The organism is Enhygromyxa salina, assembly GCF_002994635.1.
Classification (GTDB): Bacteria; Myxococcota_A; Polyangia; order Nannocystales; family Nannocystaceae; genus Plesiocystis; species Plesiocystis salina_B.
Window position 1 is genome coordinate 215,330 of the sequence record NZ_PVNL01000042.1, and the last position, 8,033, is coordinate 223,362.

Below are 8,033 nucleotides of genomic sequence, written 5' to 3' on the forward strand. Positions count from 1 at the left end.
ATGTCCGAGCCATCCGTTCCCAACTCCCTCCCCAACTCCCTCCCAAATTGGGCCACCCTCGAGTTCGACGCGATCGAGATCAGCGAGACGCCGCCCGACCCGGCCCACGCGGCGCGGTCACCCTGGACCACCCCAGAGGGCATCGAGGTCGCGCCGATCTACACGCCCGAAGATCTGCGCGAGGTCGACGAGGCCGGCCAGCTCGACACCGCCCCGGGCCTGCCGCCGTATCTGCGGGGGCCCTACGCGACCATGTATGCGGTCCGGCCCTGGACGATTCGCCAGTACGCGGGCTTCTCCACCGCCGAGGCCAGCAACGCGTTTTATCGGCGCAACCTCGCGGCCGGGCAGAAGGGCCTGTCGATCGCGTTCGACCTGGCCACCCACCGCGGCTACGACAGCGATCACCCCCGCGTGGTCGGGGACGTGGGCATGGCCGGCGTCGCGATCGACTCGATCTTGGACATGCGGATCTTGTTTGATCGCATTCCCCTCGATCGCATGAGCGTGTCGATGACCATGAACGGCGCGGTGCTGCCGATCCTCGCGCTCTACATCGTCGCCGCCGAGGAGCAGGGGGTGGCCCAGTCCGCGCTGACGGGGACCATTCAAAACGACGTGCTCAAAGAGTTCATGGTCCGCAACACCTATATTTATCCGCCGGCGCCCTCGATGCGGATTATTGGTGACATCTTCGCGTACACGGCCACGCACATGCCCAAATTCAACTCGATCTCGGTGTCGGGTTATCACATGCAAGAGGCCGGCGCGACCGCGGATCTCGAGCTCGCGTACACGCTGGCCGACGGGCTCGAGTACATTCGCACGGGCGTGGCCGCGGGCCTTCAGGTCGACGCGTTCGTGCCCCGGATCTCGTTCTTTTGGGCGATCGGCATGAACTTCTTCATGGAGGTCGCCAAGCTCCGGGCCGCGCGCTTGCTGTGGGCGGAGATCGTCGGGCGCTTCAACCCCGAGGACCCCAAGTCGCTCGCGCTCCGCACTCACTCCCAGACCTCCGGGTGGTCGCTGACCGCCCGGGATCCCTACAACAACGTCGCGCGGACCTGCGTCGAGGCGCTCGCGGCCACGCTGGGGCACACCCAGTCGCTGCACACCAACGCGTTCGACGAGGCGCTGGCGCTGCCCAGCGAGCTCTCGGCTCGGCTGGCCCGCAACACCCAGATCCAGCTGCAAGAGGAGACAGGGATCTGCGAGGTCGCCGATCCCTGGGGCGGCAGCTACTACGTCGAGCGGCTCACGCACGAGCTGGTCAGCAAGGCCCGCGCCCTGATCGAAGAGATCGAGCAGATCGGCGGCATGGCCAAGGCGATCGAGGCCGGGGTGCCCAAGCTGCGCATCGAAGAGGCCGCCGCCCGCACCCAGGCGCGGATCGACGGCGGCCAGCAGGCGGTGATCGGCGTCAACCGCAACGTGCTCGAGCATGAGCCCGAGATCGACGTGCGGCAGGTCGACAACAGCGCCGTGCGTGAGGCCCAGCTCGCGCGCCTGAGCCAGCTCCAATCCGAGCGGGACGCCGCCGCGCTCGAGCGCACACTCGAGGCGCTGCGCGAGTGTGCCAGCACCGGTGAGGGCAACCTGCTCGCGCTTGCGATCGACGCCGCGCGCGCCAAGGCGACCGTGGGTGAGATCAGCCTCGCGCTCGAGCAGGTCTGGGGGCGGCACGTCGCGCAGACGCGTACCATCGCGGGGGTGTACTCGAGCGAGCTTCACGGGGGCGAGGGCGCCGAGCTCGAGCGGGTGCAGCAGCAGACCGCCGCGTTCGAACAACAGTCGGGCCGAAGGCCGCGCTTGCTGGTCGCCAAGATGGGCCAGGACGGACACGACCGCGGGGCCAAGGTGATCGCGACCGGCTTCGCCGACATGGGCTTCGATGTCGATGTCGGGCCCTTGTTTCAGACCCCCGACGAGACCGCGCGCCAGGCCGTCGAGAACGACGTACACGTGATCGGGGTCAGCTCGCTCGCGGCCGGGCACCTGACCTTGGTGCCCGCGCTGATCACCGCGCTGACCGAGCTCGGGCGCCCGGACATCATGATCGTGGTCGGCGGCGTGGTCCCACCCGGCGACCACGCTGCGCTGCGCGAGCTGGGCGTGGCGGCGATCTTCGGACCCGGCACCGTGCTTGCCCAGGCGGCCCAGTCGGTGCTCGACCAGCTCGCCGTGCAGCTGGAGCTCACCCTTTGACACCGCCGCGCCGCGTCGACGTGCACGAGCTCGAGGCGGGCGTGCTCGCCGGAGATCGCAGCGCGCTGGGGCGGGCGATCACGCTGATCGAGAGCAGCCTCGCGCGCGATCAAGCCCTGGCCCGCGAGCTCGGCGAGCGGATCTTGCCGCACACGGGCGCGGGGATCCGCGTGGGGATCACCGGCGTCCCCGGGGTCGGCAAGAGCACCTTCATCGAGACCCTGGGTCGGCAGCTGACCGCCCGGGGCACCAAGGTCGCCGTGCTCGCCGTCGATCCCTCGAGCACCCGCAGCGGCGGCTCGATCCTGGGCGACAAGACCCGCATGCAGGAGCTGGCCCGCGATCCGCTGGCGTTCGTGCGGCCCTCCCCCAGTCGCGGGTCGCTCGGCGGCGTGGCCCGGCGGACCCGCGAAGCAATTTTGTTGTGCGAGGCGGCCGGCTATGAAGTGGTGCTGGTCGAGACCGTGGGCGTGGGGCAGAGCGAGACCATGGTCGCGGGAATGGTCGATTGCTTCTTGGTGCTCATGCTGGCCGGGGCCGGCGACGAGCTGCAGGGGATCAAGCGGGGGATCCTGGAATTGGCCGACTTGGTCGCGATCAACAAGGCGGATGGCGACAATGTCGAGCGGGCTCGGCGGGCGCGGGTCGAGTATGCGCGAGCGCTCCACCTGATGCCGCGCAAGAGCGTCCACTGGGACGTACCCGTGTTGACCTGCTCGGGCGTGAGCGGCGAGGGCGTCGACGTGCTGTGGGCCGAGATCGAGCGATTCCAGGCGGCCCTCAGCGCCAGCGGCGAGTGGGAGGCCAACCGCGCGCAGCAGCGGGTTCAGGCGATGTGGCGGGCGATCGAGTGGGGGGTGCTGGAGGTCTTCGGCGAGCACGAGCAGGTGCGGGGGCGCATGCGTACGGTCGAGCTCGACGTGCGAGAGGGTCGGCTCGCGCCCGACCACGCGGCGGCGGAGTTGCTCGCGGTCTTTCGAGGCCCAGCGCAAGACTGACTGAGCACCCCGGCTCAGGGGCAGATCTCGGTGACGCCGCCAGCAAACAGCTTGATATCGCGGATCACCGCGTCGACCCCCTCGTAGGACCAGTGGACCTGGTAGGGCCCACCATTTGGGCTGTACGAGACCGAGAACAGCGGTGAGTTGCCGCAGTCATCGTCTTGCAGCGTGACATCGGTGATGTCCCAGACATTGACGCTCTGTGGATCGGCCCCACCGCCAAGCGGCACCTGCTCGATCGCATCCATCCCGCCCTCGCTCGCGTCGACAATGGGGAGCGTGACGAGATCGAGCGAGGCGATGTCGACGGCGGTATTCAGCGCGCAGCCCATGTCGTTGAGGGCAATCGTCAGATACATGAAATTCGTTGCGAAGGTGCCACCCACCATGTCGTAGTCGGCGTACAGATAGATGCGGTCGTCATTGCCAATCCCTGACTGCATCACCGCGAGATCGAGGTTGTCCATCAGCGGAATCGGATCCGGGAACGGCCCAGACGTCGCCAGCAAGCGCTGGAATTCGACGCGCTGCTCGGGATCGGCACAGCCGTCGCCATCGCCATCGCCATCGCCATCGCCGTCTCCGTCTCCGTCTCCGTCACCATCGCCGTCACCGTCGCCGTCGCCCAACTCCTCCGTCGTCGTCGTCTCGAACACCGCGGGACCGTCGTCGCCGCTCGTGCAAGCCACCGTCAGGCCCAGCGCGAGGACCAAGGACACGTATGAAGGAGCGCAGCGAGAGAGCATCCGGCATGATCGGGGCTTATCGCTGCGGCTGTCCACCCCGCCCGCGCTCGGCGCGTCGCGTCGAGTCCCACCTCGTGGCCGGGATCACCGACGACCCCACGACAACTCGACGGCCCTCCGGCATGCTGCGCCCCATGCTCGACCCGATCCTCTCGAACGCCATGCTTGCCTGTGCCGTCGTCGCCGCGAGCTGCTGGCTGCTCTCCGTCGTCACGCGCGAGTACTCGTGGGTCGACCGGGTCTGGTCGATCACGCCGGTCGGCTACGTCGCCTACTTTGCGTGGGCCAGCGGCTGGACCCCGCGCCTGGTGCTGCTCGCCGCGCTGGTGCTGTGCTGGGGCGCGCGGCTGACCTTCAACTATGCCCGCAAGGGCGGCTACGCACCGGGCGGCGAGGACTATCGGTGGGCCGCCCTGCGCCAGGGCATGAGCCCCAAGGCGTTCCAGGTGTTCAACATCGCGTTCATCGCTGGGTTTCAGAACGCCCTGCTGCTCGCGCTCAGCGTGCCCGCGTGGGCGGCCGCCAAGCACCCGACGCCGCTCGGCTGGGTCGACGGTCTGCTCACGCTGGTGTTCCTGGGCGTGCTCGGGCTCGAGACCCTCGCCGATCAGCAGCAATGGCAATTCCAGACCAACAAGCGCGCAGCCCTCGAGCGTGGCGAGAGCCCGGCGCCATTCTTGACCACCGGATTGTTCCGGTTCTCGCGGCACCCCAACTTTTTCGCCGAGCAGGCCCTGTGGTGGGTCGTCGCTGCCTTCGCCCTCGCGGCGGGATCCCGCGAGTGGGCGGCGATCTTCACGGGCCCCGTCGTGCTGGTCGCGCTGTTCTACGGCTCCACGGGCTTCACCGAAGCCCTGACGCTGCGCAAGTACCCGAGCTATGCGGACTACCAGCGCACGACGTCGAAGCTGATCCCGTGGTGGCCGCGCGGGTGATCACCCATTCATTGCAGCAGCTTCGCTAGCTTCGCCAGGCGGCCAGCGGCCAGCTCATGGTCGAGGTTCGCCGCGTGCTTGTACGCCTCGCGGGCTTCGGTGTAGCGCATGGACTTGAGGTAGCAGTCGCCTACCAACACGTGCAGTTCACCCTCGCCGGGCCGTAGCTGCACGGCTCGGCGGGCAAAGCCTAGCGCCTTGCTGTACTCGCCAGCCTCGAAGTGAAGCTCGGCCAGCCCCGCCAGCGCTTCGATGCTGGTGCTGTCGAGCGCGAGGGCCTCGGTGAAGAGTCGCCGCGCCTCGACACGACGGCCCCCGCTGGTCGCAGCTCGGCCCCGCGACACCAGGGCGGCGGCGGCCTTGGGCGGCGCACCGTGCTTCGGCTCCTCGATGAGCGAATCGGCGGGCGCTTCGACCACGATCACAGGCTCGACGCTGGACTCGACGCTGGGCCCGACGCTGGGCTCGACGCTGGGCTCGACGCTGGGCTCGACGCTGGGCTCGACGCTGGGCTCGACGCTGGGCCCGACGCTGGGATTGAGGCTGGGATCGATACTCATCGTCTGCGCCCCCACCCACGGGTCGCGCGACTCGATCGTCGTCGTATCGACCTCGACGAGCTGCAGCAGCTCCTCGGTCTCGTGCCAGCGCCGCTGGTCCGCGCCTGGCTCGACCAGCGCGACCACACGAGTGTGTCGCCGCTCGTCGTCGGTGTCGGCCAGCGCCTCCATCAGCTTACCTGCGCGCAGCTCCGCCTGACTGAACTGGCCCCGATCCGCCCGCGCGATCAAGTCAGCCAGCTGCGTCGGCGTCAGCGGGCTGCGGTCGAGCGCGTGGGGGAGATCGTGCACGAACACCAGCGCGAGCGCGTAGAACTCGAGCGCGAAGGTCTGCCCGTGCGGCTCTTCCCAGTAGCGATCACCGAACCGGACCAGCGTCTCCGCGATCTCGTCGCGCAGCACATCCGCGCGGGCCTGGGCTGGCGCCGCGAGCTCGCCCTGCTCGGCCTCGAGCACCTTGATCCAGCGCAGCGCGGTCGCCTGCCCCGACGCTGGCGGATACACCCAATAGGCCTTCGACGCCGCCAGCCGGGTCTGGTTGGTCAGGTGATCGAGGCGCGACTCGTCGAGCATCGGAGCCGCCGCCGCCGCCTCCGCCGCCGCCGCCGCCACGGCCGGTTCGCCAATACGATCAGCAAACGCCAGCCCCGCGACCGCCCCGAGCAGCAACGTGACTCCCACCCCCACCGCCAGCCGCGCCCAGCCTGCGATTCCCAGGGGACGGTTGCGACGGGCCATGCCCTCGGCCAGCCGTGCGCGCTGCTGATCATTTACGTTGGGCAGCGCCAGATCGTCCCAGGGCGTGACGATGCCCTGGGCGATCTGCAATTCGATCAGCGCGGCCTCGAGCTCGTGGGCGTTTGGCCAGCGATCTTCGGGCGACTTTTCAAGGCAGCGCAGCAAGATCGGATCGAGCGCCCCGGGCAGCTCCGGACACAGCGCCGTGATCGGATCGGGCACGGTCAGCTCGTGCGCGACGAGCAGCTGCTCGAGCGGGCCCTCGAAGGGCGGACGCCCGGCGAGCATCACATACGCCATGCACCCGAACGCGTAGATGTCGACCCGCCCGTCAAAGTCCTGGCCGTTGATCTGCTCGGGGGCCATGTACGGCCCCGTCCCCGAGATCTTCGGGTTGCTCCCCGGCTCGGCGGCCAGCCCCAAGTCGACCACGCGGACCGCATCCGCCCGCCCGTCTTCCCGCTGCAAGACCACGTTCTTGGGCTTGATGTCACGGTGGACCAACCCAGCCTCGTGGATCGCCGCCAACGCCTTACAGCACTGGCGCAGGATCGGCAGCGCGCGGGCCAGCGACATGCGTCCGGCCTTCAGGGCGCCATGCAGATCCTCGCGCCCGAGCAGCTCCATGACAAAGAAGGGTCGGTGGTCCGGCAGCTCGCCGAAGTCCATGACCTCCACCACGAAGCGCGACTCGATGCGAGTGCAGGCCCGCGCCTCGTTCGAGAACATCTTGGACATGTCGGCCGAGCGCTCGAAGGTCGCGCGCAGCACCTTGAGCGCCACCCGGCGCTGGATGTCCACGTGGAGCGCCTCGAACACCTGCCCCATGCTGCCCTCGCCGATCCACTCGATGATCTGCAGGCGCGTGCCAGGCACCAGCTCGCCGACCAGCAAGCGACTGCCGCTCTCGATCGGCTCCCAGCCCGAGACCGAGCTGGCCTCCACCCGGGTGAGCGTCGTGTCGACCTCTACCCGACTTTCAAACGGAGCTAATGTCGCCTGGCTCGCCACGGGGGAACTCGAGATGTACACACTGAGAAAGTGTAACTTGGATAAAGTGCGTGTAGAATGCACATCATGCGCGAGCCCCCATTAGCAAACGCCATGCCCTGGACTTTGGTTGCCAGCTTGTGGCTGTATCCAGCCCTCGTCGTCGCCGGTCCCCCGGCCCCGTCTCTTGGCCACGAGACCGGCCTCGGCCCGGTCGATTACCACGGGGAATTCCCAACCTACTTCCAGAGCGAATTCGAACAAACGGTCGTCAGCTCGCTCGAGAGAGCGACTGGGGCCCCCATTCGCATGCAGGGCCAGGGCTGCGCCCAGTTCGAGTGCGTTCGGCAAGCGGCTGAAAAGGGCGACGTCGGGGTGATTATCATGTCACGTTTACTACGCGATAATCGCGACTTCCAGGTCGAGTTTGTCGCTCACGCCGTCGCCGACGGAAGGGTACTTGGGCGAACCACAGTCGAGTGCAGTATTTGCGGCCAACAAGAGCTACTCGATGCAATCCCTGCGAAGCTCACCGAGCTCGATGCAAAGATAGCGCAGGCCCTCGCCGCGCAAACATGGCCGCCTCAGCTCACCGTCAGCGGCTCCCCCAAGCACGCGCGCCTGGCCCTCGACGGCGTCACGATTCGGCCGGGGCAGGCCTCGCTCGACGTGGTTCCTGGCGGTCATGAGCTCGAGATCACCGCCGAAGGATACGCGACGCAGCTGCATCGGTGGACCGCCGTCGAGGGGGTCGAGCAGCGGATCGAGTACACGCTCACGCGTGTTGCTGTCGATCGTGAGCTGCTGATCGGGGGGTGGGTCGCGGTGTCGCTCGGCGCGGTTGGGGCTGGCGTGGGG

6 protein-coding genes are annotated in these 8,033 nt (G+C 68.2%); 4 read left to right on the forward strand and 2 right to left on the reverse strand.

Annotated elements, in window-relative coordinates; genetic code table 11:
* Positions 1-2,205, forward strand: coding sequence for a methylmalonyl-CoA mutase (gene scpA, locus ENSA7_RS10275; RefSeq protein ID WP_106089047.1), 2,205 nt, complete (start codon positions 1-3; stop codon positions 2,203-2,205).
* Positions 2,202-3,203, forward strand: coding sequence for a methylmalonyl Co-A mutase-associated GTPase MeaB (meaB, locus tag ENSA7_RS10280; protein ID WP_106089048.1), 1,002 nt, complete (start codon positions 2,202-2,204; stop codon positions 3,201-3,203). Before scpA ends, meaB begins: the two co-directional genes overlap by 4 nt.
* 14 nt (positions 3,204-3,217) lie before the next feature.
* Here the strand turns inward: meaB and ENSA7_RS10285 are convergent, their stop codons facing one another.
* Positions 3,218-3,925, reverse strand: a complete 708-nt coding sequence (locus ENSA7_RS10285) for a hypothetical protein (RefSeq protein WP_146157547.1) — start codon at positions 3,923-3,925, stop codon at positions 3,218-3,220.
* A gap of 188 nt (positions 3,926-4,113) precedes the next feature.
* Here ENSA7_RS10285 and ENSA7_RS10290 point away from each other — a divergent pair, with 188 nt between their 5' ends.
* Positions 4,114-4,887 carry a DUF1295 domain-containing protein gene (locus ENSA7_RS10290; protein ID WP_106089060.1) on the forward strand — a complete coding sequence of 258 codons (774 nt, stop codon included), beginning with the start codon at positions 4,114-4,116 and terminating at the stop codon, positions 4,885-4,887.
* 8 nt (positions 4,888-4,895) lie between these two features.
* On the opposite strand, the gene ENSA7_RS10295 is transcribed toward ENSA7_RS10290, so the two are convergent.
* Positions 4,896-7,130: a serine/threonine-protein kinase gene (locus tag ENSA7_RS10295; RefSeq protein ID WP_181233581.1), complete on the reverse strand. Its 2,235-nt coding sequence runs from the start codon at positions 7,128-7,130 to the stop codon at positions 4,896-4,898.
* Between the two features lie 132 nt (positions 7,131-7,262).
* On the opposite strand from ENSA7_RS10295, the gene ENSA7_RS10300 reads away from it, so the two are divergent.
* Positions 7,263-8,033, forward strand: a 771-nt coding sequence (locus ENSA7_RS10300) for a peptidase associated/transthyretin-like domain-containing protein (RefSeq protein WP_280523991.1), incomplete at its 3' end; no start/stop codon positions are given.